This is a genomic window from Burkholderia sp. 9120 (genome assembly GCF_000745015.1).
Classification (GTDB): domain Bacteria; phylum Pseudomonadota; class Gammaproteobacteria; order Burkholderiales; family Burkholderiaceae; genus Paraburkholderia.
This window is the reverse complement of the sequence record NZ_JQNA01000001.1, coordinates 543,488-568,147: the sequence shown is the minus strand read 5'-3', so window position 1 is coordinate 568,147 and position 24,660 is coordinate 543,488. Positions and strand designations below refer to the sequence as shown.

Here is a 24,660-nt window from a genome sequence, read left to right as displayed (position 1 = left end):
GACTGAACCTGGCGGCCCATTAGCGCCGCCCCAACCAGCCAAACTCCCGTCCGCCCGGGTGCGCAAATTGACAGCGTATCCGGGGCCGGTCGAATTCGTGATAATTTTCGTCAAACGCTGCCGTGTAGCGGCCGCATGGCGTCGCTACGCGGGCGGTCGATTTCGATCCCGCGTTTCACCGTGAACAACATCTGATGAAACCCGTTATTGCCCTCGTCGGGCGCCCCAATGTGGGGAAATCCACGCTATTCAACCGGCTCACGCGTTCGCGTGACGCGCTGGTTGCCGACCTGCCCGGTCTCACCCGCGATCGCCACTATGGCGAAGGGCGCGCTGGCGACCGGCCGTATCTGGTCGTCGATACCGGCGGCTTCGAGCCGGTCGCGAAAGAAGGCATCATGCACGAGATGGCGCGTCAAACCCGCCAGGCGGTCGAGGAATCGGACATCGTCGTGTTCATCTGCGACGGTCGTAACGGCCTTGCGCCGCAGGACAAGACCATCGCCGATTACCTGCGCAAGGTCGGCCGGCCGATTTTCCTCGTCGTCAACAAGGCGGAGGGGATGAAGTACAGCAACGTCGCCGCCGACTTCTACGAACTCGGCCTCGGCGACCCGCGCGCAATTTCGTCCGCGCACGGCGACGGCGTGACCGAAATGATCAACGAAGCGCTCGAGGTCGCGTACGCCGGCCAGCCGGAAGAGAGCGACGAAGAGAAAGCGGCGCATGGCGTGAAGATCGCGATCGTCGGCCGCCCGAACGTGGGCAAGTCGACGTTGATCAATTCACTGGTCGGCGAAGAACGCGTGATTGCGTTCGACATGCCCGGCACCACGCGCGATTCGATCTACGTCGACTTCGAACGCCAGGGCAAACCGTACACGCTGATCGACACGGCCGGCCTGCGCCGTCGCGGCAAAGTGTTCGAGGCGATCGAGAAGTTCTCGGTGGTGAAAACGCTGCAGTCGATCTCCGACGCGAACGTCGTGATCCTGCTGCTCGACGCGCGCCAGGACATCTCCGAACAGGACGCGCACATTGCCGGCTTCGTGGTCGAGCAAGGCCGCGCGCTGGTGGTGGGCGTGAACAAGTGGGACGGACTCGATTCGCATGTACGCGAGCGCACCAAGGCGGACCTCGAGCGCAAACTAAAATTTCTCGACTTTGCCAAATTCCACTTCATTTCCGCGACGGAAAACACGGGGATTGGCCCGCTGATGCGCTCGGTGGACGACGCGTACAAGGCTGCGATGGCCAAGCTGCCGACGCCGAAGCTCACGCGCGCGTTGATCGAGGCCGTGGAGTTCCAGCAACCGCGTCGTCGCGGTCCGGTGCGTCCGAAACTGCGCTATGCGCACCAGGGCGGACAGAACCCGCCGCTCATCGTGATTCACGGCAACGCGCTCGACGCGATCACCGACACGTATAAACGCTACCTCGAAAACCGCTTCCGGGAAACTTTCAAGCTGATTGGGACTCCATTGCGCATAGAGTTCAGATCGTCGACGAACCCTTACGCGGACAAAGGCTGAACTTAGGCTGAAAGCCGCGTGTGTACTGGGTTTGGCCGCCTGGCCAGGCCCGTCGCGCAAAAATGAAAATCGGCTATAGTGTAGCGGTTGACGGCGGATCTCTTTTTCTTCGTCGTCAATTCAGTCAACCTGCAAAAAAATACGGAGTTTGCTATGAGCAACAAAGGGCAATTGTTACAAGACCCGTTTTTGAACGCACTGCGTAAAGAGCATGTGCCGGTGTCGATCTACCTGGTCAACGGCATCAAGCTTCAAGGGAACATCGAATCGTTCGACCAGTACGTCGTGTTGCTCCGGAATACGGTCACCCAGATGGTCTACAAGCACGCAATCTCCACGGTCGTGCCTGCCCGTCCGGTGAATTTCCACCCGGATTCCGAACAGTCCTAACCCCTCGTCGCGGCCGGCGTAGCGTCGCCCGTTGGCGATCACTCCCGGCCGCCTCAATTTTGATACCCTCCAATTTGATCAATGCAGCGCTTGTCGGCATCGACTTCGGTAAGATCGATTTCGAAGCCAGCCTGGAAGAACTCAGCCTGCTCGCGCAAAGCGCGGGCGCGAATCCCTTAGTCACCCTCACCGGGCGCCGTTCCAGTCCGGACGCGAAGATGTTCGTCGGTAGCGGTAAAGCCGAAGAACTGCGTCTCGCGTGTGAGGCGAACGACATCGAACTCGTCATTTTCAATCATGCTCTGGCGCCTGCGCAGCAGCGCAATCTGGAGCAAGCGCTTAATCGGCGCGTGATCGATCGCACCAGCCTGATCCTCGACATTTTTGCGCAACGCGCCCGCAGCCACGAAGGCAAGCTGCAGGTGGAGCTCGCGCAGTTGCAGTATCTGTCGACGCGGCTAATCCGCGCATGGACCCACCTCGAGCGGCAAAAAGGCGGTATCGGTTTGCGCGGTCCTGGTGAAACGCAGCTCGAAACCGACCGCCGTTTGATCGGCGAGCGCATCAAGGCGCTCAAGACGCGGCTCGAAAAATTGCGTCGTCAGCATGGCACGCAGCGCCGCGCGCGCAGCCGTAATCAGACCATGTCGGTATCGCTGGTCGGCTATACGAACGCTGGTAAATCCACGCTGTTCAACGCGCTCACGAAGGCCCAGGCCTACGCCGCCGACCAGTTGTTCGCAACGCTGGATACCACCTCGCGGCGCGTCTATCTGGGCGATGAAGCGGGGCAGGTGGTGGTGTCCGATACGGTCGGCTTCATCCGTGAATTGCCTCACCAACTGGTGGCGGCATTCCGCGCCACGCTCGAGGAAACCATTCACGCCGACCTGCTGTTGCATGTGGTCGACGCGTCGAGCGCGGTGCGCCTCGATCAGATCGATCAGGTGAACGAGGTGTTGCACGCCATCGGCGCGGACAACGTCCGTCAGGTGCTGGTGTTCAACAAGATCGACGCGGTGCCGGAGTTGGCGGCCCGTGGCGACGCGGTTGAGCGGGATGAGTATGGTAATATTTCGCGCGTCTTTTTGAGCGCGCGCACGGGGCAAGGTCTGGATACATTGCGCGCTGCTATCGCTGAGATCGCTACTGCCGAACCTCTTCCCGACACGCATCTCGATCTGTCGGAAGAAGACCGGTCGGCAGCCCCACGCGACGACCGCAAGGTCCCAGAACTCGGGCACTGACCCGTTCCAATTGCACTGACCCGCTGTCTACTCTGGTGAACGAACACAGGTGAACGATTACAACGAGCGGAGTATCTGGCTGCGCATGCGCGCCATGCTTTCACTGAACGATCCGCGCTGGGGCCGGGGCGACGGCAATGGCGACCGGCAACGGCCGAATGAACCCAAGCGTCCTCCGAGCAAAGATGGCGAAGGTCCGCCCGATCTCGACGAAATGTGGCGTGATTTCAACCGTCGTCTGAGCCGCGTGTTCGGCCGCAAGGGCGGCGGTACAGGCGGTGGCCGGCCGGATAATGGCCGCGGCGCACGGATCGGCGTGGGCATCGTGATCGGCGTGCTGGTGGCTGTTTATCTCGGCAGCGGTGTGTTCGTCGTGCAGGACGGACAAGCCGGCGTCGTGATGCAATTCGGCAAGTATCGCTACACCGCGGGGCAGGGTGTGCATTGGCGTCTGCCGTATCCGTTCGAAGCGCATGAGCTCGTCAATATCGGCCAGATCCGTCAGGTCGAGATCGGCCGCAACAACGTGGTGCGTCTCGCCAATGTGAAAGACGCGTCGATGCTCACGCACGACGCGGATATCGTCGACGTGCGCTTCGCGGTCCAGTACCAGGTGCGCAAGCCGACGGACTATCTGTTCCGCAGCACCGATCCCGATCAGAGCGTGATGCAGGCCGCCCAGGCGGCGGTGCGCAGTATCGTCGGTGCGCGCAGCACCAGCGAGGTTCTCGATCAGGATCGCGAAACGATTCGCCAGCAACTGATGGCGTCGATCCAGCAATCCCTGGATGAATATCAGTCGGGCCTCGCGGTGACCGGCGTGACGATTCAGGGTGTGCAGGTGCCCGACCAGGTGCAGGCCGCGTTCGACGACGCCGCCAAGGTGCGTCAGGAAAACGATCGCGCCAAACGTGAAGCGCAGGCCTATGCGGCGGATCTGCTCCCGCGCGCGCAAGCCGACGTGGCGCGTCAGATCGACGAGGCGAAAACCTACAGCGACAAAACCGTCGCTCAGGCGCAAGGCGACGCCGAGCGCTTCAAGCAGGTCTACGCGCAGTACTCGAAAGCGCCCGCTGTGATTCGCGAGCGCATGTACCTGGAAACCATGCAGCAGATCTATTCGAATACGACCAAGGTGTTTGTGGACAGCAAGAGCGGCAATAACGTGCTGTATCTGCCGCTCGACAAGCTAGTCGAGCAGACCCGCCAGCGGGTGGCCGACGCCGCGGCCGCTGCGTCGGGCGCTTCGCCGGCTGCCGCATCGCAAGGGGCGGGTAGTGCCACTTCGCCTTCTGCCGCGCCGTCGGTTGCTCCGTCGGCCGCCGCGCCGGGCAGCGTGGCCTCCGCGCCCGCCGCTGCCGTCGCCGCGACGCCCGCCAGCCAGGCCGCAGCCAGCAGCGATGCGCTGCGTTCACGCGACTCCTTCCGCAGCCGTATGCGCGAAGACGACGTTCAATAAGGAGCGCACAACATGAACAAGATCATTGCGCTCGTCGTGGCTGTCGTCATCGTGCTGTTCGCGGCGTCGTCAACGGTATTCGTTGTCGATCAGCGGCATATGGCGGTGTTGTCGTCGCATGGCGACTCGGCACCGACGCTGCTCGGCCCGGGCCTGCACGTCAAACTGCCGCCGCCACTGCAAACCGTCACGCTGGTCGATAACCGCATCCAGTCGCTCGACGCGCCGGACGAAGACCGTTACGTCACGTCCGACAAAACCGATCTGCTGGCCAATCCGGTCGTCAAATATCGTGTCACCGATCCGCTGAAGCTGATCGCCGAAACCAGGGGCGACGTGCAAAGCCTGCCGGACCGTCTGGCGCTGCTGTCGCGCAGCGCGCTCGGCGACGCGTTCGGCAAGGTCACGCTGTCCGACGCGCTGGCCAAACAGCAAGCCGTCGCCGACGAAGCACGTAGCGCGATGGACAAGGCCGCGGCTTCGCTGGGTGTGTCGGTCGTCGACGTGCAACTGACGCGCGTCGATTTTCCGGCAACCATGGCCGACTCGGTCTACAAGCGGATGATCACCGCCCGCGAGCAGATCGCGGCCGACGAGCGCGCCAAGGGCGCTGCCGAAGCCGACCAGATCAAGGCGGAAGCGGTGGGCCAGCAGCAGGCGATTCTCGCGGACGGTTACCGTCAGGCGCAGACCATCAAGGGCGAGGGCGATGCGAAAGCCGCGGAGATCGCTGCTGAAGCGTATGGCGCCGACCCGCAGTTCTACCAGTTCTATCAAAGCATGCAGGCGTACAAGAACACCTTCAAACCGGGCGATGTGATCGTGGTCGACCCGAGCAGCGAGTTCTTCCGCTTCATGCGTAGCCCGACCGGCGGCACTGCCCCGGACGCTCCCGCGGTCCCGCGCAAACACTGATAACCGGAAGGCCGCGGCATCCGCATCGCGGCCTCTTGATTCGCATGGATATAGCCGGCTCGTTACTGCTCGCGATTGCGTTGATGCTGATTATCGAGGGGATGTTTCCCTTCGTTTTTCCGAGCGCCTGGCGCGACACGTTCCGTAAAATAGCGGAACGCCCGCCGCATCAGATTCGCGTCGGCGGGCTGATCGTGATGGCGCTTGGGCTGATCCTGCTGTTTATCGTGACCTGAAGCGGTCCGTCCGGCGAAGCAGGCGCAGAAGGTTTAGGCGCGCTGTGCGCTCGCCGTGTCGTGACCGCGTCCTTGCTTCGCGGACACCGGCCTGCCGACTCGATCAGTCGGTACGCTGGCCGAAAATGCCTGTCGCGGGCTGCACCCACGCCTGCGATAGCCGCCAGAATCGAGCCGCCGCCCGCCATTCACATTCACTTACCGGCGCACCCAGTCGCCGTGTTCAACGTCGTAGGACTGTATCGATGTCGACCTGGTTACTTCCCGAGAATATTGCCGACGTCCTGCCGTCGGAAGCCCGCAAGATCGAAGAACTGCGGCGCCATCTGCTGGACCGTTTCCGCTCGTACGGCTACGAGATGGTCATGCCGCCGCTGCTCGAATACATCGAGTCGCTGCTGACCGGCGGTGGGCACGATCTGAATCTGCGCACCTTCAAGCTGGTCGATCAGTTGTCCGGGCGCACGCTCGGTCTGCGCGCCGACATCACGCCGCAGGTCGCACGTATCGACGCGCACTTGCTGAACCGTCAGGGCGTGACGCGTCTTTGCTATGCGGGCAACGTCGCGCATACACGGCCGCGCGGCCTGCATGCCACGCGTGAGCAGATCCAGATCGGCGCGGAAATCTACGGTCACGCCGGCCTCGAAGCCGACCTTGAAATCCAGCAACTGATGCTCGACGCGCTGCGTCTGGCCGGCCTCGCGAAAGTGCGGCTCGACCTGTGCCACGCCGGCGTGCTGGCCGCGCTGATCGAAGCGGAACCGGCCGCGGCGGAGTTGGGCCAGTCGCTCTACGATGCGCTGGCCGGCAAGGACGTGCCGCGCCTCGTCGAGCTGACCGCGAATCTCACGCCGGTCACGCGCGACGCGTTGCGCGCGCTGCCCGCGCTGTACGGCGACGCGTCGGTGCTCGCAGAAGCGCGTGCCCGTTTGCCGAACGCGCCGGCCATTTCGCGCGCGCTCGACGACCTCGCGTTCCTCGCGAGCCAGGTGGATGGCGCCGAAGTGATGATCGATCTGGCGGATCTGCGTGGCTATGCGTACCACAGCGGCGTGATGTTCTCCGCGTACGTGGACGGTGTGCCGAACGCGGTGGCGCGCGGCGGCCGTTATGACCACGTCGGGCAGGCTTATGGTCGTGCGCGCGCGGCAACCGGTTTTTCGCTCGATCTGCGTGAAGTGGCGCGGATCTCGCCGGTCGAAGCACGCAGCAGCGCGATCCTCGCGCCTTGGCAGCACGACGACGCGCTGCGCGTCAGCGTCGCCGCATTGCGCGATGCCGGCGAAGTCGTGATCCAGGCGCTGCCGGGTCATGAACACGATCTCGATGAATTCGCTTTCGATCGCGTGTTGGTCGAGCACAACGGCGCATGGGTCGTCGAACCGCGCGCGTGAGCGCGTTGCGGCGCGCTCACGCGCGCTTCGTCGGACCCGCCTGAGGTCTCACCTCAGCGCAACTCAGAAGGCGTCCAAAGTGTCGCCGGACTCCCGGCGCGGTCATCCGCCGCGCTGTTTTTGATATACCCACCATAACGTGCATACCGTTGAGCGGAAACGGAAAAATTCGGAAGGTTCCGCGAACATAGGTAGAATACGTTTTTAACCAGCTTACGAAACAACATGTCTGCCAGCGCAGTGAATGTGAACCCCGGGCGTAACGTCGTCGTCGTGGGGACCCAATGGGGTGATGAAGGCAAGGGCAAGATCGTCGACTGGTTGACGGACCACGCTCAAGGCGTCGTTCGCTTCCAGGGCGGTCACAATGCCGGTCACACGCTTATCATCGGCGGCAAGAAAACGATCTTGCGTCTGATTCCGTCGGGCATCATGCATCCCGGTGTCGCGTGCTACATCGGCAATGGCGTCGTGTTGTCGCCGGAAGCTCTGTTCAAGGAAATCGGCGAGCTCGAAGCCGCCGGGGTCGATGTTCAGAATCGCCTCTTCATTTCCGAAGCCACCACCCTGATCCTGCCGTATCACATTGCCATCGACCAGGGCCGCGAAGCGCGCCGTGGCGCGAGCAAGATCGGCACCACCGGCCGCGGCATCGGCCCGGCTTACGAAGACAAGGTGGCGCGTCGCGGCTTGCGCGTGCAGGACCTGTTCGAGCCGGAAATCTTCGCCGAACGTCTGCGTGAAAACCTCGACTATCACAACTTTGTGTTGACGCAATACCTGGGCGTCGCGGCTGTCGACTTCCAGCAAACGCTCGACACGATGCTGAGCTATGCCGACCGTCTGAAGCCGATGGTCACCGACGTGTCGCGCCGTCTGTACGACGCGAACGCCGCCGGCAGCAATCTACTGTTTGAAGGCGCGCAAGGCACGCTGCTCGACATCGACCACGGCACGTATCCGTACGTCACGTCGAGCAACTGCGTGGCGGGCGCCGCCACCGCGGGCGCCGGCGTCGGTCCGCAAAAGCTGAACTACATTCTCGGGATCACCAAGGCGTATTGCACGCGCGTCGGTTCGGGCCCGTTCCCGAGCGAACTGTACGACGCGGACAACGCCGCCCGTCAGGAAGCGATCGGCCTCGAACTGGCCACGGTCGGCAAGGAATTCGGCTCGGTCACCGGCCGTCCGCGCCGCACCGGCTGGCTCGACGCCGCCGCGCTGCGCCGCTCGATCCAGATCAACGGTGTGTCGGGTCTGTGCATGACCAAGCTCGACGTGCTCGACGGTCTCGCCGAAGTGAAGCTGTGCGTCGGCTACACGGTCGACGGTCAGTCGGTCGACCTGCTGCCGCGCGGAGCGTCGGAAGTCGCGCGTTGCGAGCCGGTGTACGAAACCTTCGCGGGCTGGAGGGAAAGCACGGTTGGCATCAAGGAATGGGACAAGCTGCCGGCGAATGCGCGCGCATATCTGTCGCGTGTGCAGGAAGTCGCGGGTATTCCGATCGACATGGTGTCGACCGGTCCGGATCGCGACGAGACCATTCTGTTGCGTCATCCGTTCAAGGTTTAAGCGATGGTTCAAGGTGTACCCATGATTGCGATGAAAGACCCGCGCAACGACGACAAGAACCTGTGGGTCGGCTGGGACGAATATCACCGGCTGATCGAACTGCTGGCGCTGCAGGTGCATGAGTCGGGATGGAAGTTCGACAAGATCCTGTGCCTCGCGCGCGGCGGTTTGCGCGTGGGCGACCAACTCTCGCGCATTTACGATCTGCCGCTGGCAATTCTCGCCACGAGTTCGTATCGAGAAGCGGCCGGCACGGAGCAGGGCGATCTCGACATCGCGCAATACATCACCATGACGCGCGGCGAGTTGCACGGCAACGTGCTGCTGGTTGACGACCTGGTCGATTCGGGCGTGACGCTGGCGCGGGTTCAGCAGCATCTGAAGGAACGCTATCCGGCGATCACCGCGGTGCGTTCGGCGGTGCTCTGGTACAAGGGCTGCTCGAAGGTGAAGCCCGACTACAGCGTGCAGTATCTGCCTACCAATCCGTGGATTCATCAGCCGTTCGAGGAATGGGACACGGTGCGTCCGCATAACCTCGGCGCGTGGATCAAGCGCGGCATGGCGCAAGCGCAGGAGTCGTCGGGGCAGTGATGCCCGCTTCGGCGCCCGAACTGTCGCTTCGGAGCCAGCGCGTTGTGCTGGCTTTGGCCCGGTTTTATCCCGTGTAGTAACGCAAAACGGAGTCCCAACGGACTCCGTTTTTTTATTTGCGCGTCCCGAACGCACCGTCGACACCACGTCCGGCAAAGCGCGAACTCGCGCTTCAAACGAAACACCTTGCACGGCAGACGCGCCCATACCGCAGTGCTACACTGCGCGGACCAGCCACGTGGTGTATCCACAACAAGCCGGGCGGCGCCATGCCGGCAGTTTAGAATGGCGGTCGTTTTTTCCGCTCAGGGAACGGATTTCCTCGCGTTTATGACAGATAACAATCACGTGCACAAACAGCCTCTGCCGTCCCTCGCCATTGCCGCGATCGGGGTGGTGTTCGGTGATATCGGCACGAGCCCGTTGTACTCGCTGAAAGAGGCTTTCAGCCCCTCGCATGGCATTCCGCTAACCGACCAATCCATCCTCGGTGTGATCTCGCTGCTGTTCTGGGCGATCGTGATCGTGGTCGGCATCAAGTACGTGTTGTTCGTGATGCGCGCGGACAATAACGGCGAAGGCGGCGTGCTCGCGCTGATGGCGCTGGCGCTACGCTCCATCGACCAGAAGTCGAAAATGGCCGGCGTGCTGATGATGCTCGGCATCTTCGGCGCCTGCATGTTTTATGGCGATGCGGTGATCACACCGGCCATCTCGGTGATCTCGGCCGTCGAAGGTCTGGAGATCGCCGCGCCCAATCTGTCGCATCTGGTGCTGCCGCTCACCATGGTGATTCTCGTGCTGCTGTTCTGGATTCAGCGGCACGGCACGGCCACCGTCGGTCGCCTGTTCGGGCCGATCATGGTGCTGTGGTTCGTGGTGATCGCCGCACTCGGCCTGTGGCACATCGTTCAGGCGCCGAACGTGATTCGCGCGCTCAACCCGTACTACGCGTACACCTTCATGGCCGCGCACGTGCTGCAGGCCTATGTGGTGCTCGGCTCGGTCGTACTGGTGCTGACCGGTGCCGAGGCGCTGTACGCCGACATGGGCCACTTCGGTGCGAAGCCGATCCGGATGGCGTGGTACGTGCTGGTGATGCCGTCGCTGGTGCTGAACTACTTCGGCCAGGGCGCGCTGCTGATGCACGACCCGAAAGCGATTGAAAATCCCTTCTTCCTGCTCGCGCCGGACTGGGCGCTGTTGCCGCTCGTCGTGCTGTCGACGGTGGCGACCGTGATCGCTTCGCAGGCCGTGATTTCGGGCGCGTATTCGCTGACGAGCCAGGCGATCCAGCTCGGCTATGTACCGCGCATGAAGATCCTGCACACGTCAGACCTGGCGATCGGCCAGATCTATGTGCCGGTGGTGAACTGGATGCTGCTGTTCATCATTCTGTGCATCGTGATCGCCTTCAAGAGTTCGGACAATCTCGCCGCTGCGTACGGTATTGCGGTGACGGCCACGATGGTGATCACCACGATCCTCGCCTGCGTCGTGATGGTGAAGGTGTGGAACTGGAACAAGCTGCTGGTGGCGCTGATCATCGGCGTGTTCATGGCGGTCGATCTGGGCTTTTTCGGCGCCAATCTGCTGAAGGTCGCGGAGGGCGGCTGGTTGCCGCTCGGCATCGGCGCGCTGCTGTTCTTCCTGCTGATGACCTGGTTCAAGGGCAGGATGATCGTCAAGGAACGCACGGCCGCCGACGGTATTCCGCTGATGCCGTTCCTGCAGGGGCTGCTCGCGCATCCGCCGCATCGCGTGTCGGGTACGGCGATCTATCTGACCGGCAGCGATTCGCTGGTGCCGGTGAGCTTGCTGCACAATCTGAAGCACAACAAGGTGCTGCATGAACGCACCATCTTCCTGACCTTCGTGACGCGCGACATTCCGTACGTGAATGAATCGGAACGTGTGACGGTGAAGGATATCGACGGTGGTCTGTATCTCGTCAAGGCGGTCTACGGGTTCAATGAAACGCCGGACGTGAAGGCGGTGCTGCAAGAGGTCGGCCGCACGAATGACATGACGTTCGAGTTGATGGACACGTCGTTTTTCCTCGCGCGCGAGACGGTGGTGCCGACGCAATTGCCGGGCATGTCGGTGTGGCGCGAACGGGTCTTCGCGTGGATGCATCAGAACGCCGCGAAGCCGACGGACTTCTTCAGCATTCCGGCCAACCGGGTGGTGGAGTTGGGGACGAAGATCGAGATTTGACAACGCCGTGTGCGTTGTCGGGCGCTTCGCTTGAGCGGAGCCGGAGCGCCTCGAAAAACAAAAAGCCCACGCATTGCGTGGGCTTTTTGCATTTACTTCTGTTTCAGCTTCGCGAACGCCGCCGCCATTGCGCCGCCGGCTTCCGGTTCACGCGAGCGCTGTTGCTGCGCGCCGCGTCCACCGCCGCCCGAGCGCGCCGCGCCGCCACGATCCTGCTGCGCGCCGCCACCGCTGCGGACCGCGGCCGCACCGAACTCATCGTCCAGTCGCATGGTCAGCGCGATACGCTGACGCTTCACGTCGACTTCCAGCACCTTCACCTTGACGATCTGGCCGGCCTTGACGACTTCATGCGGGTCCTTGATGAACTTCGTCGACAGCGCCGACACGTGCACCAGACCGTCCTGATGCACGCCGATGTCGATGAACGCACCGAATGCCGCCACGTTCGTCACGACGCCTTCGAGCACCATGCCCGGCGTCAGATCGCTGACCTTCTCGACGCCTTCGCGGAAGGTCGCGGTCTTGAACTCCGGACGCGGATCGCGGCCCGGCTTTTCGAGCTCGAGCAGAATGTCGCGCACGGTCGGCAAGCCGAAACGTTCGTCGACGAATTCCGCCGGCGACAGGCCGCGCAACGCGTCGCGATTGCCCAGCACTTCACCGACATGCTTGCTGATCTTCGCCAGCATCCGTTCGACGACGGGATACGCTTCCGGGTGAACCGACGAGCGGTCGAGCGGATTGTCGCCGTTGTTGATGCGCAGGAAGCCGGCGGCCTGCTCGAACGTCTTGTCGCCCAGACGCGGCACCTTGCGCAGATGTTCGCGCGACGGGAACGGCCCGTTTGCATCGCGATAGTCGACGATATTGCGCGCCAGCGTCGCGTTCAATCCCGACACGCGCGCGAGCAGCGCGACCGACGCGGTATTCGCGTCGACGCCGACCGCGTTCACGCAGTCTTCGACGACCGCGTCCAGCGAGCGCGCCAGCTCGCGCTGATTCACGTCGTGCTGATACTGGCCGACGCCGATCGCCTTCGGCTCGATCTTCACGAGTTCCGCGAGCGGATCCTGCAGACGGCGCGCGATCGACACCGCGCCGCGCAGCGTCACGTCCATGTCCGGAAATTCCTTCGCCGCGATCTCGGACGCCGAGTACACCGATGCACCGGCTTCCGACACCACGATTTTCTGCAGCTTGAATTCCGGATGCCGCGCGATCAGTTCGCTCGCGAGCTTGTCCGTTTCACGCGACGCCGTGCCGTTGCCGATACTGATCAGCTCGGCCTGGGTCTGCGCGCAGAGGCGCGCGAGTTTGGCGATCGAGCCGTCCCAGTCGCGGCGCGGCTCGTGCGGATAGATCACGTCGGTGGCGAGCACCTTGCCGGTCCGATCGACCACGGCCACCTTCACGCCGGTGCGCATGCCCGGATCGAGACCGATCACGGCCTTCGGGCCCGCGGGCGCGGCCAGCAGCAGATCCTTCAGATTGCGTGCGAACACGCGAATCGCTTCGTGCTCGGCTTCGTCGCGCAGGTTGGTGAGCAGTTCGTTTTCGATGTGCGGCTGCACCTTCACGCGCCAGCACCAGCGGCACACGTCGGAGAGCCATTTGTCGGCCGGCCGGTTCTGATTGGCTATGCCGAAATGACGCGCGATCAGCGCTTCGCCCGGATGCGGCACCAGCGCGTCGAGTTCTTCGCTGAGACCGAGCTTGACCATCAGCACGCCCGCATTGCGGCCGCGGAACAGCGCCAGCGCGCGATGCGACGGCACGGTCCGGATGGTTTCCGCGTAGTCGTAGTAATCGCGGAATTTCTCTTCTTCCGCGTTTTCTTTACCCTCGACCACTTTCGACGACAGCACGCCCTGGTTGAACAGGTAATCGCGCAGCTTGCCGAGCAGATCGGCGGTTTCGCCGAACTGTTCCGACAGAATGTCGCGCGCGCCGTCGAGCGCGCCCTTCACGTCGGCGACGCCTTTCTCGGCGTCCACGTAGGCGGCGGCTTCGGTTTGCGGGTCGAGCAGGGGATTGGCCAGCAGCGCGTCCGCGAGCGGCTGCAAGCCGGCTTCGCGGGCGATCTGCGCGCGCGTGCGGCGCTTCGGCTTGTACGGGAGATACAGGTCTTCCAGCACCTGCTTGCTGTCCGCGCCTTCGATCGCGCCGCGCAGCTCGTCGGTGAGCTTGCCCTGTTCGTCGATGCTGGCGATGATCGCCGCGCGCCGGTCTTCCAGCTCGCGCAGATACAGCAGGCGTTCCTCGAGATTACGCAGTTGCGTGTCGTCGAGATTGTCGGTCACTTCCTTACGGTAGCGGGCGATGAACGGAACAGTCGCTCCTTCGTCGAGAAGTTGCACCGCGGCCGCGACCTGGCGCGGCTGGACGGACAGTTCGGCGGCGATGCGCTGTACGATCTTGAGTGCTACGTTTTCCGTCATAAGGTCTTGGTGTTCCTGCGGACTCAGTCTAAGGCCGCGCGCTGATGACCCGTTGGGGCACGGAGTGAGCCACCTCGGGCACATGCTGCACGGTGTGGGTCACGCCGTGCAGCATGCCGTGAAGCACGCCGGGCGTGCGCGCTGCGACCAGGTTGCTAGAGCGGGGCATTTTGCCATAAATGCCAAAGGGCTCAACCGCAGGGTGATAGAATTTCGGGCATGTTCCGTTGACCTCCTACGACGTTGCCGATCTCCTTGTCCCTCAACTGCCTGGGCTCCCGCTTGGTCTCTCGCTTGCCACAATCGCCGCTGTTTTCGCGTTCGCCGCTCGTGTCGCTCACGCGGGTAACGCGCTCCGTGTTCAAGTCCGTGCCCGTTCCCAACGGAGTGTTCGCCGCGTCGTGCGCAGCGGGCGTGCTGGCCGTTGCGCTGGGGCTGTCCGCGCCGGCCATGGCGCAGACCGCTGGGCAGGCTTCGGCGCCCATGATGGGCAGCAGCGCCACGGCGGCTGGGTCGGCCGCGTCGGATGCTCGGGCGGTGGATGCAAGCGGCGGCATGAACACCGGCAACTCAGACAGCACCGCCAGCATCGCGGCGCAAGACAATGCGTTCGACGCGCGCCAGAAGGTGCTGGATCAGCGCAGCGACGAAAACAACTACCGCTACGGAGTCGCCGAACACGACTGCTATAGCAAGTTCTTCGTCAACTATTGCCTGAACAAGGCGCGCGACAGCATGCGCGTCGTGCAGGCCGACATCCGCAAGGAACAGTTGGCGCTCGACGGCGAGCAGCGCGCACAGCGCGCCCGCGAGCGTGACGAGCAGGCCGCGATCAAACGCGCGCAAGACGAAGCGAGCGCCCCGCAGCGCGCCGCCGACGACGCCCGCAACACCCAGGCGTACCAGGACAAGCAGCGTCAGCATCAACTCGATCAGGCGCAGCGCACCGCCGAGGCGCCGCAGCGCAGCGCCAATGCGCAGGCGTATCAGGACAAGCAGCGCCAGCACGCGCTGGATCAGGCGCAGCGCGGGGTGAGTCCGTCGCAGGCAGCCGCCAATCAGCAGGCGTACGATCAGAAGCAGGGCGACTTCCAGCGCAAGCTCGACGAAGCCCATCAGCAGGGCGCGCAAAAGGCGCAGGAGCGCGTCGAGAAACAGCAGAGCTTCGAGAAGAAACAGACTGACGCGGCGCAGCACAAAGCCGACGTCGAGTCGCGTCAGAAGCAGGCGGCCGAGAAAGCCGAGCAGAAACGTCAAGATCAGTTGAAACAGCAGCAGGAACTCGAACAACAGCAGAAACTGCAACAGGAGCAACAGTAAGTGTGCTGTCGTTGAGCACCGTGTTTGCTTGCTGTAATGCCTCGGGCCGGTTCGCAGTCGCAATAGCTGACCGGAGCCGGCGTCGCAGTCGCCGTAACGCGTTTTAAGCCGGACAGCAACCTCAGGCATCGAGCCGCACACGCGGTTCGTGCCGTCGACGAGAGGAGGCGAGCATGCGCGATCAACATCACGTCATCGACGCGAACACACTTCGCGACCGTATTCTGCAACTGGAATCGGAGCACAGTGGGCTCGATCGTTTGATCGACCGAATGTCGGATGAGCCCGGCATCGACGACTTCGAGTTGCAGCGCCTGAAAAAGCGCAAACTCAAAGTCAAGGACACCATCATCTTGCTGCAATTGCAGCTCGAACCCGACACACGCGCCTGAGTTCGCGGCCTGGCAAGAAGCGCCGGGCGCGCGCCGCGCGAGCCGGACTTTGCAGGAACGCTTGCCTTGAATTCATCGCTTGAACCTTCACCCCGCGCCGCCTCGGGCGACGCCGCATCGGCAACCGGTACGCCGGCGCCGCGCGCGGCCGCGTCCGCACTGAGCGCGTCATTGAATCCGCGCCGGGCCGCCGAGCTGGACGAGATCTTCGCCGAAAACGGTTTACTGGCGAGGCAGATCGACGGCTATCGGTCGCGCGCGTCGCAGATCGAGATGTCGCGCGCGGTTGCCGCGGCGATGGAAGCGTCGGGCCGCGCCATGCCCGAACCCGCGATGTTCGAGGCGCAGAAGCGTCCGGCGCGGCGGCTCGGTGCGCCGTCAGGCACCGAGGCGGCCGCTGTCGAAAGCGACGAAGCGAGCAGCCTCGACGGCAGCGAAAACACGCTGATCGTCGAAGCGGGCACCGGCACCGGCAAGACCTACGCGTACCTCGTGCCGGCCATGTTGTGGGGCGGCAAGGTGATCGTCTCCACCGGTACCAAGCACTTGCAGGACCAGCTCTTTCAGCGCGACATTCCGACCGTGCGCGACGCGCTCGCGGTGCCGGTGTCGGTCGCCATGCTCAAGGGGCGCGCGAACTACCTGTGCCACTACTATCTGCAGCGTACGGCGGACAACGGCCGTCTGCCGTCGCGTCAGGAAACCTCGTATCTGCAGGACATCGTGCGCTTCGCGAAGATCACGCGCACCGGCGACAAGGCCGAACTCGCGAGCGTGCCGGAAACGGCGGCGGTGTGGTCGATGGTGACGTCGACGCGCGAAAACTGTCTCGGCCAGGAGTGCCCGCACTACAAGGATTGCTTCGTCATGCAGGCGCGCCGTGAGGCGCAGCAGGCGGATATCGTGGTGGTGAATCACCATCTGTTTTTCGCCGACATCATGTTGCGCGATACCGGCATGGCCGAGTTGCTGCCCACTGCCAATACGGTCATTTTCGACGAAGCGCATCAGTTGCCGGAAACCGCCACGCTGTTTTTCGGCGAAACGCTGTCCACCACGCAGTTTCTCGAACTGGCCCGCGATTCTGTCGCGGAAGGCCTGGGCCATGCGCGCGAAACTGTTGACTGGGTGAAGCTCGGCTCGACGCTCGAACGCGCGGCGCGCGACGTGCGGCTCGCGTTCAAGGAAGACTCGGTGCGTTTGTCGATCGGGCAGTTGCCCGACGACCATCCGCTGTTTGCCGCGCTCGAAACGCTCGAAACCGAACTCGATGCATTGACCTCGGCGCTCGCGAGCCAGGCCGAGCGCGCCGAATCGATAGGCGCGTGTCTGCGCCGCGCACGCGAGCTGCAAGGCGTGCTCGCCGGCTGGACCACGCCGCCCACCGAAACCGAACGCGCAGCGGCTGACAATGCGGCTCAAGGCGCTTCGGCCGACGGCAAAAGCGAACGCGCCGATCCGAATGAAAAGGTGCGCTGGATCGAAGTCTTCTCGCATACCGTGCAGTTGCACGAAACGCCGCTGTCGGTCGCGCCGATCTTCGCAAAGCAGCGCGCCGGCGTGCCGCGTGCATGGATCTTCACGTCGGCCACGTTGTCGGTGCGCGGCGACTTCACGCACTATGCCGCGCAGATGGGGCTGAACGCCAGGCGCTCGATGACGCTGCCCAGTCCCTTCGACTATCCGACGCAAGGGCTGCTGTACGTGCCGCGCAATCTGCCGCAGCCGTCCTCGCCGATGTTCACCGACGCCGTGTTCGACGCTGCCTTGCCCGCGATCGAAGCATCGGGCGGCGGCGTCTTCATGCTGTGCACGACGCTGCGCGCGGTGGACCGCATCTCGACCAGATTGCGCGACACGATCGAAACGCGTGGTTGGGACTATCCGCTGCTCGTGCAGGGCGATGCGAGCCGCACCGAATTGCTCGACCGTTTCCGCTCGTACGGCAATGCGATTCTGGTGGGCAGTCAGAGTTTCTGGGAAGGTGTCGACGTGCGCGGCGACGCGCTGTCGCTGGTGGTGATCGACAAGCTGCCGTTCGCGCCGCCCGACGACCCGGTGTTGTCCGCGCGTCTCGACGCGTTGACGAAGAAAGGCTTGAGCCCGTTCGCCGTGCATCAATTGCCGCAAGCCGTGATCACGCTGAAGCAGGGCGCAGGCCGTCTGATTCGCGCTGAGACCGATCGCGGCGTGCTGATGATCTGCGACACGCGTCTCGTCGACAAACCGTATGGGCGCCGTATATGGCAGAGCCTGCCGCCATTCAAGCGCACCCGTGAGATCGAGGTCGTACGGGAGTTTTTCGAAGAGAGCGCGACACCGGCTGAATAGTTGATGCCGGTCGGTATTAAGTCGGCGCTGTTGTAAAAAACGGCGCCCAAATGACAAAACGCCACGGATGTGAATCCGTGGCGTTTTGCTTTACTGCCCGGGAAATCGAGGGGATTTCCCGATGCAGTATTCGCCCAGAGGCGAACCCTATGCGACAGCTTACTGGCTTGCGCCCGAAGCCGGAGCAGCAGCCGAAGCAGCAGCGTCCGAAGCAGCAGCGGTTGCGTCCGAAGCAGCCGTCGTAGCCGAAGCAGCAGCGTCGCTCGCAGCAGCAGCAGCACCCGAAGCAGCCATCGCCGAATCCGAAGCTGCAGCAGCCGGTGCCGAAGCAGCAGCTGCGTCGCTAGCCGGGGCAGCGGCTTGATCGTTGCTCTTGTTGCATGCAGCCAGTGCCACAGCTGCCAACAGGGATGCTACGAGGAGGGATTTCTTCATGATCACGTCCTTTTATGGATTAAAGGTAAGCAACAGCGCAAAATAAAACCGGTAATGTGCTCCAACACCGACCTGGGCCGTTGGTGGAGAAGCTCTTTGAACGAGCTGGAATCTTCCCTACGGCTTGGGCGGAAATTATATGCACTTTCGTACTGACAATCCATAAATCCGGGGTCAATACGTTGTCTTTCTCATACAAAATTTGAAAGTACGGTATAGCAGGTGAGCAAGAGTTGCGCAAACAGTTACGCGAGCTCGCCCACTTCTATCCAGCCCGCACAATACCACTCGTGTAGCAATGCTGTCACCGACGAATCGTGTGAGAGTGTTACAAAGCGTTTCGCACTCATACACCGGTGGTCAGCGAGGTCAATCAACCACTTTTTTGCGCCATCAAATAACGTTTCTTCTCCATTTACGAAGAAAAAACGGCGGTTGTACAACAAATTAGTCTTGCGGTTCAGCCGAATGCCTGACTTTGATGCGCGACTGATAAAACGGTCTTCATTAAGCGGCCTTTGCGGCGGATCAAACACGACACTCGGCTTCGGTTCGCTGAGGTATGTGCCAAGGAACGAGGCAATATCCTGCTCTTTCCATTTGATACCAGCAAGGATCGATCCAACCCTTTCGACCAGCGCCGCGGGCAATTCGGCCGGACGCTCGACAGCGGGTTGCTGCGGATCGCGGTACAACGCGACCGGGCTGCCTGCGGACTCGCCGCGCTCGGCCAGATGATAGAGGAACTGCGCGGTCAACTCGCTCGCCGAGGGCGCGCGGAAACCGATCGAGCAGGTCATGCATTCGCCTTCGGCAATGCCGTCATGGGCGATGTGCGGCGGCAGGTAAAGCATGTCGCCTGGCTCGAGCACCCATTCCTCTTCGGCCTGGAAATTCTGTAAAACTTTCAAAGGCAGACCGTCTCGCAGTGTCAGATCTTTCTGCGCACTGATACGCCAGCGGCGCTTACCTTTTACTTGCAAAAGAAACACATCGTAGGAATCGAAGTGCGGGCCGACACCGCCGCCGTCACTTGCGTACGAGATCATCAGGTCGTCGAGCCGCGCGTCCGGCACGAAGCGGAAGCGGTCGAGCAACGCGCGGGCACGGTCGTCGTAAAGATCGACGCCTTGCACGAGTAACGTCCATGCGCGCTGCTTCACCGACGGCAGTTCGTCCGGCGCGAACGGGCCGTGCTCGAGTTGCCACTTGTTGCGAAAATGGGTGATCAGACGGGCTTCGACTTCGTCCTGATCGGCCAGCTCGAAAAATTCGTCGCGCGAGAGCGGCGCCTCGACGTTCGGGATCGCCTGACGGATCAGCAGCGGCTTTTTTTGCCAGTAGCGGCGCATGAATTGCGACGGCGTCAGATTGCCGAGCAACGATGTCGGCGTATCGGACGAAGGCGGCAGAACCGGCTTCGCCGCCGATGAAGAATTTCGTGCCGAAGCTATGTCGGCCGGGTGGTCAGTGGGCCGCTTGGGCATCGTATAATGTGAGTTGTATTCTGGAGAATCGAATGAAAATCGCAAAGAACACCGTCGTGTCGGTCGCTTACAAGCTGTCGGATGCGCAGGGCAATCTGATTGAAGAAAGCGACGAGCCGATGGTCTATCTGCACGGCGGCTATGATGGCACGTTCCCCAAGATCGAGGAAGAGCTCGACGGCCACGAGGCCGGCTTCGAGGCCCAGATCCAGCTTGAGCCGGCCGACGCGTTCGGTGAGTACGACCCCGACCTCGTGAAGATCGAGCCGCGCGATCGTTTTCCTGAACCGCTCGAAGTCGGCATGCAATTCGAAGGCACGCCGGAAGAGGGCGACGAAGATCTCGATTCGCTCGTCTACGTCGTGACGGACGTCGCGGAAGACAAAGTCGTGCTCGACGGCAACCATCCGCTCGCCGGCATGGCGCTGCGTTTCGCGCTGACGGTCAAAGACGTGCGTCCCGCGACTGAAGACGAAATCCAGCACGAACACGCGCATGGCGCCGACGGCCTCGAAGTCCTCGACGAAGACGACGAAGCCGACGACGACAAGTCAGGGCCCACGCTGCACTGAGCTGGCGGGCACGCCGCCGTTCGAGTTCGAACCTGACGCGGCGCCCGGCATGTGCGGCAAGGTAGCGGAGGCGGGCGGGACCGAAGTCGCAGGCCCGTAACCGCCGCCGCCCTGATCGGCCGGAATTTGCGGCTGCTGATCCAGTTGCGACTCCCCGGGCGTCGGCAACAGCGGTGGCAATTCCGAAGCCGGACCGAGCGCCGGCACAGCCGGCATCGACGCGGCCGGTTCTTCATGCGGCAGCAACGGCGGTGGCACGGGCAACGGTATTTGCTTCGGCACGTCGCGCACACTCACGCGGAACGGCGGTTTCCTGCCGAGATCTGCTTCAATCCGAATCCATTGGTTAAGACGATCATGCGGCGCCAGCGCGATCCGCGTGAGATTCGTCACCAGTGCGCCCTTGTCATTGCGTAACGGCTGATCGATCAGGAAGCCGCCGCTCGCGCGTTCGTCGTCGCAATGAATCACCAGCACGGGTCCGCGGAAAGTCTGCGCGAGTTTGACCAGGCTGCGCTTGAACTCCAGAAACCCATCGCGGCGCGGGCTGCGTGCAAAACGCAGCCAGGCGAAGCGGTCCGGCCGTTCATAACGCTCCGGGTCGGGGTCGCCTTGAATGAACACGACGATTGCGCGCGCGTCGCGGCGTTTCGCATATTCGCCTGCGTGCTCGAGCCAGAATGCATTGGCAATCGCCCGGTCTTCAAATTCACCGTTGCGGCCGCCCGCGGTCAGGTAGTGATTGTTCGGACTCGGCGCGTTCAGACCGATAAACACCGTATCGCCCACTTGCCAGCGCACGTTTTCGCGAAACGGACGAAAGCGCGAGACTTCGCTTTCGCGCGTCAGCGTGATGGGGTTCTGGCCCATCGACGTCGAGTCGGCGAACAGGGTCTGGCGCAACTGGTCGAGGCGTTCGGTCGGATCGAAGCCGCCGGCCTCGGCCGTGCCGCAATCGGCCCAGTCATGCTGGCCAGGAATAAAGAACAGCGCGGGCCGCGACGTTTCGAGCAACGTGTGACGGCGCTCGTAAAGCGCGTCGCGGCAAGCTTCTTTCGCACCCTTCAGATTGCCGTCGTACACGATGAACGCGATGTCGCGTTCCCGGCCGATGGCGTCGATCAGGCGCTGCGTGGCGGCTTCGTCGGCGGTGTTTTGCAACGTGTTGGCGATGACCGCGAACGCGTAGCGCTGCGCTTCGGCGTGCGCCGGCTGGGCAAACAGGAGCAGACCACCCGTGAGCAGACCCACGAGCGGCACGAAGCCGCCCGCGAGCAGAAGGGCGACGGTCAGCGCCGCGCGAAACGTGCGCGGACGCTGCCGGGGTCTGGGAGCGTCAATGATCCGCATCTGGCGCGGTAGCCAGCTCGTGCAGTTCGTACAGCAGGTCGAGCGCTTCACGCGGGCGCAAGTCGTTCGGGTCGATTGCGCGCAGGCGTTCGGCGAGCGCCTGCATGGCGGGCGGCAGCGCGGCGGGCCGCGGCTCGTCGTAGCGTTCGTCGTCCGTGTCTTCGACCAGCATCGGCAGCGGGGCGGCGAACAGATCGAGTTGCGGTGCGGGCTGCGCCGCCGATTGCTGTTCGAGATGCGCGAGATGCTTGCGAGCCGCGCGAATCACCGCGTTGGGTACACCCGCCAGTTGCGCGACCTGCAGGCCGTAGCTCTGATTCGCCGGACCTTCGCTGACCGCGTGCAGGAACACAATGCCGTGCCCATGCTCGACCGCCGACAGATGCACATTGGCCGCTTGCGGAAACTCGGCCGGCAACTGCGTGAGTTCGAAATAGTGCGTGGCGAACAGCGTATGGCAGCCGTTATGCGACAGCAGATGGCGCGCGATCGCCCAGGCCAGCGCGAGCCCGTCGAAGGTCGAGGTGCCGCGGCCGATTTCATCCATCAGCACGAGACTTTGCGGCGTCGCGTCGTTCAGGATCGCGGCGGCTTCGGTCATTTCCACCATGAAGGTCGAGCGGCCGCCGGCCAGGTCGTCCGCCGCGCCGATCCGCGTGAAGATGCGGTCGATCGGTCCGAACACCGCGCGCCTCGCCGGCACGTAGCTGCCCACATACGCCAGCAGCGCGATCAGCGCGGTCTGCCGCATGAAGGTCGATTTACCGCCCATGTTCGGGCCGGTGATCAGCAGCAGTTTGCGCTCGGGTGTCAGCGTGCAGTCGTTGGCGATGAACTGTTCGACCTGAGCCTCGACCACCGGGTGACGCCCCTGTTCGATTTCGATGCCCGTATCAGGCGAGAACGTGGGCGCGACCCAGTCGAGCGCGCGGGCGCGTTCGGCGAACGCCGCCAGCAGATCGAGTTCGGCGAGCGCCGAAGCGACCCGCTGGCAATCGGGGATGAAGGGTAGCAGCGCCTGCAGCAACGCGTCGTACAGCGAGCGTTCGCGCGCCAGCGCGCGTTCCTGCGCCGACAGCGCTTTGTCCTCGAAAGTCTTCAGCTCCGGCGTGATGTAGCGCTCGGCATTCTTCAGCGTCTGACGGCGGCGATAGTCGTCGGGCACTTTGTCGGTCTGGCCGCGCGTGACTTCGATATAGAAGCCGTGCACCTTGTTGTATTCGACGCGCAGATTGCCGATCCCCGTGCGTGCGCGTTCGCGTGTTTCGAGGTCGATCAGGAACTGCCCGCAGTTCTCCGAAATATCGCGCAATTCGTCGAGGTCCGCGTCGTAACCGCGTGCGATCACGCCGCCGTCGCGCACCATTGCCGACGGCTCCTGCGCGACCGCGCGCTTGAGCAGTTCGACGCAGTCTTGCGGCGGCACGAGCGATGCGTCGATACGCGCGAGCGAATCCGCGTTGGACGACACCGCCGCGAGTTGCGTGCGCAGTTCGGGCAACGCGATGAACGTATCGCGCAAGCTCGACAGATCGCGAGGCCGCGCGGACAGCAGCGCGAGACGCCCGGTGATCCGTTCGATATCCGAGATTTGCCGCAGCGCGCCGCGCAGCGTTTCGACGCTTGAGCCGGGTGGCGCATCGAGCAGTGCGCCGATGGCTTGCTGCCGTGCCTGAGCCACCGTGGCTTCGCGCGGCGGGTGATGCAGCCAGTGACGCAGCAGCCGGCTGCCCATGGTCGTGCAGCAGGTGTCGAGCAGCGAGCACAGCGTGGGCGACTCGGTGCCGCGCAGCGTTTCGGTGAGTTCGAGGTTGCGGCGCGTGGCCGGGTCGAGGCCGATATATTCGGACTCGTATTCCACCTTCAGGCTGCGCACGTGGCGCAATTGCTGGCCTTGCGTGGCCGCCGCGTACAGCAGCAACGCGCCGGCCGCGCCGCAGGCGGCCGTCAGCGAATGGGCGCCGAAGCCGTCGAGGCCCGCCACTTCCAGTTGATCGCAAAGACGCTGCGTGCCCGACGCGATATCGAAGTGCCACACCGGCACGCGGGTGAGGGCGCCGGCATTGACGGGCGGGGTCCAGCTCGCGGCGTCCGCGGTGGAATCGGCCACCAGAATTTCCGCGGGACGAATGCGTTCGAGCGCGGCCGCCACCTGGTCGGGTGCGACTTCCGCGAGGCGCAACGCGCCGCTCGCCAGATTCAGCCAGGCCAGACCCACGCTGGTCGCGACGCCGCGGCGGTTGTGCGCGACGCACAGTGCCATCAGGTAGACGTCGCTCTTGTCGGACAGCAGCGCGGCGTCCGTGAGGGTGCCCGGCGTGACCACGCGCACCACTTTACGTTCGACGGGGCCTTTCGACGTTGCCGGGTCGCCGATCTGTTCGCAGATCGCGACGGATTCGCCGAGCTTCACCAGCTTGGCCAGATACTGTTCGACCGCGTGATACGGCACGCCGGCCATCTTGATCGGATTGCCGCCCGACGCGCCGCGCTGCGTGAGCGTCAGATCGAGCAGACGGGCGGCCTTGATGGCGTCGTCGAAAAAGAGTTCGTAGAAGTCGCCCATCCGGTAGAACACCAGCGTGCCCGGATGATCCGCTTTGATGCGCAGGTATTGCTGCATCATCGGCGTGTGATTGCTTATGTTGATGCTTTTCACGTCAGGTTTTGCGGTCGTTTCTTCCATCTATCCTATATCCAGAAAGGCGCGTGGCCTATTCGCATGTTCCTGTCTACGCATGCTCGAGCATGTCTGCACATTGCAAAACTTAAG

General features: G+C 63.2%; 19 protein-coding genes. 14 read left to right on the top strand and 5 right to left on the bottom strand.

What is annotated here, in order from left to right:
- The first annotated feature begins 194 nt into the window (after positions 1-194).
- The 10 genes from der to FA94_RS02440 all read left to right on the top strand — a co-directional run bounded on the left by der (position 195) and on the right by FA94_RS02440 (position 11,559).
- Complete coding sequence (gene der, locus FA94_RS02485; protein WP_035546423.1) at positions 195-1,532, top strand: ribosome biogenesis GTPase Der; 1,338 nt, start codon at positions 195-197, stop codon at positions 1,530-1,532.
- 153 nt (positions 1,533-1,685) lie between these two features.
- Positions 1,686-1,922: an RNA chaperone Hfq gene (hfq, locus tag FA94_RS02480; RefSeq protein WP_006051315.1), complete on the top strand. Its 237-nt coding sequence runs from the start codon at positions 1,686-1,688 to the stop codon at positions 1,920-1,922.
- Between the two features lie 74 nt (positions 1,923-1,996).
- The gene (hflX, locus tag FA94_RS02475) at positions 1,997-3,169 is read left to right on the top strand and encodes a GTPase HflX (RefSeq protein ID WP_035546422.1); all 1,173 of its coding nucleotides are present in this window, start codon (positions 1,997-1,999) and stop codon (positions 3,167-3,169) included.
- A 49-nt stretch (positions 3,170-3,218) separates the two neighbouring features.
- Positions 3,219-4,628: an FtsH protease activity modulator HflK gene (gene hflK / locus FA94_RS02470; protein ID WP_035546420.1), complete on the top strand. Its 1,410-nt coding sequence runs from the start codon at positions 3,219-3,221 to the stop codon at positions 4,626-4,628.
- 12 nt (positions 4,629-4,640) lie between these two features.
- Complete coding sequence (hflC, locus tag FA94_RS02465; RefSeq protein WP_035546418.1) at positions 4,641-5,543, top strand: protease modulator HflC; 903 nt, start codon at positions 4,641-4,643, stop codon at positions 5,541-5,543.
- Between the two features lie 44 nt (positions 5,544-5,587).
- Positions 5,588-5,779 (top strand): DUF2065 domain-containing protein, encoded by a 192-nt coding sequence (locus FA94_RS02460; RefSeq protein ID WP_035546416.1) that lies wholly within the window; start codon positions 5,588-5,590, stop codon positions 5,777-5,779.
- Positions 5,780-6,024: 245 nt separating this feature from the next.
- Positions 6,025-7,176: an ATP phosphoribosyltransferase regulatory subunit gene (locus FA94_RS02455; RefSeq protein WP_035546414.1), complete on the top strand. Its 1,152-nt coding sequence runs from the start codon at positions 6,025-6,027 to the stop codon at positions 7,174-7,176.
- Between the two features lie 225 nt (positions 7,177-7,401).
- Positions 7,402-8,748: an adenylosuccinate synthase gene (locus FA94_RS02450; RefSeq protein ID WP_035546413.1), complete on the top strand. Its 1,347-nt coding sequence runs from the start codon at positions 7,402-7,404 to the stop codon at positions 8,746-8,748.
- 3 nt (positions 8,749-8,751) lie between these two features.
- On the top strand, positions 8,752-9,342 hold the full coding sequence (locus FA94_RS02445) for a phosphoribosyltransferase (RefSeq protein WP_035546411.1): 591 nt from the start codon (positions 8,752-8,754) through the stop codon (positions 9,340-9,342).
- 330 nt (positions 9,343-9,672) lie between these two features.
- On the top strand, positions 9,673-11,559 hold the full coding sequence (locus FA94_RS02440) for a potassium transporter Kup (RefSeq protein WP_035549123.1): 1,887 nt from the start codon (positions 9,673-9,675) through the stop codon (positions 11,557-11,559).
- Positions 11,560-11,651: 92 nt separating this feature from the next.
- Here the strand turns inward: FA94_RS02440 and FA94_RS02435 are convergent, their stop codons facing one another.
- Positions 11,652-14,000 carry a Tex family protein gene (locus FA94_RS02435; protein WP_035546410.1) on the bottom strand — a complete coding sequence of 783 codons (2,349 nt, stop codon included), beginning with the start codon at positions 13,998-14,000 and terminating at the stop codon, positions 11,652-11,654.
- Between the two features lie 294 nt (positions 14,001-14,294).
- On the opposite strand from FA94_RS02435, the gene FA94_RS02430 reads away from it, so the two are divergent.
- The 3 genes from FA94_RS02430 (at position 14,295) to yoaA (ending at position 18,043) form a co-directional block, all read left to right on the top strand.
- The gene (locus FA94_RS02430) at positions 14,295-15,320 is read left to right on the top strand and encodes a hypothetical protein (RefSeq protein ID WP_408306847.1); all 1,026 of its coding nucleotides are present in this window, start codon (positions 14,295-14,297) and stop codon (positions 15,318-15,320) included.
- Between the two features lie 173 nt (positions 15,321-15,493).
- Positions 15,494-15,712 (top strand): DUF465 domain-containing protein, encoded by a 219-nt coding sequence (locus FA94_RS02425; RefSeq protein ID WP_035546409.1) that lies wholly within the window; start codon positions 15,494-15,496, stop codon positions 15,710-15,712.
- Positions 15,713-15,778: 66 nt separating this feature from the next.
- Positions 15,779-18,043 (top strand): DNA repair helicase YoaA, encoded by a 2,265-nt coding sequence (yoaA, locus tag FA94_RS02420; RefSeq protein ID WP_035546407.1) that lies wholly within the window; start codon positions 15,779-15,781, stop codon positions 18,041-18,043.
- Positions 18,044-18,202: 159 nt separating this feature from the next.
- On the opposite strand, the gene FA94_RS39340 is transcribed toward yoaA, so the two are convergent.
- Positions 18,203-18,478, bottom strand: coding sequence for a hypothetical protein (locus tag FA94_RS39340; protein WP_081935648.1), 276 nt, complete (start codon positions 18,476-18,478; stop codon positions 18,203-18,205).
- Between the two features lie 245 nt (positions 18,479-18,723).
- Positions 18,724-19,965 (bottom strand): cupin domain-containing protein, encoded by a 1,242-nt coding sequence (locus FA94_RS02415; protein ID WP_035546405.1) that lies wholly within the window; start codon positions 19,963-19,965, stop codon positions 18,724-18,726.
- Positions 19,966-19,997: 32 nt separating this feature from the next.
- On the opposite strand from FA94_RS02415, the gene FA94_RS02410 reads away from it, so the two are divergent.
- On the top strand, positions 19,998-20,537 hold the full coding sequence (locus FA94_RS02410) for an FKBP-type peptidyl-prolyl cis-trans isomerase (protein WP_035546403.1): 540 nt from the start codon (positions 19,998-20,000) through the stop codon (positions 20,535-20,537).
- Here the strand turns inward: FA94_RS02410 and FA94_RS02405 are convergent.
- Complete coding sequence (locus FA94_RS02405) at positions 20,517-21,887, bottom strand: hypothetical protein (RefSeq protein WP_035546401.1); 1,371 nt, start codon at positions 21,885-21,887, stop codon at positions 20,517-20,519. The genes FA94_RS02410 and FA94_RS02405 overlap by 21 nt on opposite strands.
- A complete protein-coding gene (mutS, locus tag FA94_RS02400) occupies positions 21,874-24,573 on the bottom strand; it encodes a DNA mismatch repair protein MutS (RefSeq protein WP_035546399.1) in 2,700 nt (899 codons plus the stop codon). Before mutS ends, FA94_RS02405 begins: the two co-directional genes overlap by 14 nt.
- Between the last annotated feature and the right edge of the window lie 87 nt (positions 24,574-24,660).